At 39.2% G+C, this 2167-nt stretch carries 2 protein-coding genes; both read right to left on the reverse strand.

Going from position 1 to position 2167, the window contains the following annotated elements; translation table 11 throughout:
- Positions 1–1579: 1579 nt before the first annotated feature.
- Positions 1580–1915, reverse strand: coding sequence for a hypothetical protein (locus Q0954_RS33720; RefSeq protein WP_299466416.1), 336 nt, complete (start codon positions 1913–1915; stop codon positions 1580–1582).
- On the reverse strand, positions 1912–2167 hold a 256-nt coding region (locus tag Q0954_RS33725), incomplete at its 5' end, for a hypothetical protein (RefSeq protein WP_299466419.1). The genes Q0954_RS33725 and Q0954_RS33720, both read right to left, overlap by 4 nt.

The raw sequence follows: 2167 nt of genomic DNA on the forward strand, positions 1-2167 counted from the left end.
TCAGTGTGCTACTTCCTTTTTATAAAAAAACAAATTTTATTTGCCTTCACAAAACATTGTCAAATGTATGAGGTTTTGGAAAACCTGGCAGGTATAAAACGCTATTTTATTAAAAACCTACTGACTGCACTATTGCCCACTCTCCTAATTAATAGATAAACTGACACAGCTCAATGAACGCTCTCGAAAGCTTCTAGTGCTTTGGGCAGACTTAACCTTATAAGCTACTACTTGGCGTTGGTGTACTGTATCTATTGCAGCCTTGGGGTGTAGCTTATGATGTTGGCATAAATTATCTTGATCTTGATGAGTGTTATTTTCTGGTGATAAGGAAAAAAAGCCAAAGTATGTAATATTTTTACATTGGTCATCTTGATTTATTTTTTGTGCCGTTTTGCATGATTTTAATCTTTTCTTATTCCATCACTCATGAAGGAAGGATCACCACGAAAATAAAAACGACCTGATATACCCACATACCACAAGCCGATACTTAGGGATAAAGAAATAATTAATTCTCAGACTTAAAAAATTGGCATAGGTAGTAGCTGGACTAAAGTCAACTTGGCATTCCGCCTTAGTCTGTTACCGTTAAGAGTTTAAATTGCGGATTCGTCCCGGAGGGCAACGAATTACTGTTTGAGCGAAGCGAGTTTAATTCGTTGAGAATCTGCAATTTAAACTTAGGTAGAACAGACTACAGCGGTGGGCTTTTAGCCTTTGGCAGAGCTCAGCACAGCGTAGCTGTAGCTATCGGTTTTGGTTCGTTTTTTTGCCTAAAGAAAATCCGTGATCCTCCGAGGGCAAGCTCGGAGCTGCGAGCCGAACTTGCCTTCGGGGAAATGAACGGATAAATGCCACTAAAGACCTGATGCTAATCAAGTACAAGGGTAAACCTGTGCCAAAAAACAAACCTGGGAAAGTAATTTTTTTATCATCCCTTAGGAATGGTGAGAAATTAAATTACCATTCTTGAGGTAGAGGTTTTGTTTTGAGACGAGGCTATTTTTTGCGCCCATAGAGCTTGAATTCCGAACTTGATTCGGAACAGCGCTACGGGCAATAAAAATAACGAAGTATCAAGGCGAAAAATCACCCCTCAGAGTGTAAATTTATTTTTGAACAATTCCTTAGTAAAACTACAAAAATAACCTAATCCACTGAATTTCGTCTCTGACCGTTGTACTTCTTCAAAAAATAGTTCCGTAGCTAAGGCTACGCAAAGATTTTTTTCATCGTCCAACAAACAGATACTGCCTTCTTTTGGATTACTTTATTTTTTCCATTTTACTTAGTACAATACTCCGCAGTGATTTTAGCCAAAGTTGACTATTGATTAACTTCGTTGAGCTCGCCGTAGCAGAGCTACAGGCTCGGTTATCAGTAGGTTATGATTTGCAAAACTATTTAATTGTACGGCGTAGACCTAAAGCTGAAACCCTTTTAAAAATAAAGTAGGTAAACAATTTTAGTATAAACTACTGATTAACTTCGTTGAGCTCGCCGTAGCAGAGCTACAGGCTCGGTTTACAGGGCTTAATAAGGTAAACATTTACTCGAATCAGCTATGGACTACGGACTAAATACTATGGACTATTGTTAGTAACAAGGTTATAGCAAAAAAACTCCAAATAGATACTCTAATATGGGGTAGGTCATCTATTACCAATATAAGCCCAATGAGCGCCAAAATAGAAACAAAAACCGCCAACATGCCTAAAGCATTACGTGACATAAAAAAGGGGGTTCTCTTATGAGGGCTACGTTTGCTCAAAGTATTCGCCTGGTGCATTTCATTCTCTATTTCCCAATCAGTCAACTCCTCTTCAGTATCATCTTTAAACCTATACCTTGGGCTAAGCCCTACCATAAACATGATGCCACCTAACAAAGTCGCCAACAATGAACCAATCAAAACAAAATAGTTGATAGTAGAAGGTACTCTACCCAGCTTTTTTTCAAAAGTACCGTCATCGCCTCAGCTCGTGTCTCCACGAGCTGATCGGAACTCTGAAAAACACTATTTACAGGCGCTACGACGAGGCGATTTGTGAAGACACAAACCGAGGCGAAAAACAAAATAGTTAATGGTAGAAGGTACTCTACCCAGCTTTTTTTCAAAAGTACCGTCATCGCCTCAGCTCGTGTCTCCACGAGCTGATCGGAA

It is taken from the genome of uncultured Microscilla sp., from assembly GCF_947493425.1.
In the GTDB taxonomy this organism is placed as follows: Bacteria; Bacteroidota; Bacteroidia; order Cytophagales; family Microscillaceae; genus Microscilla.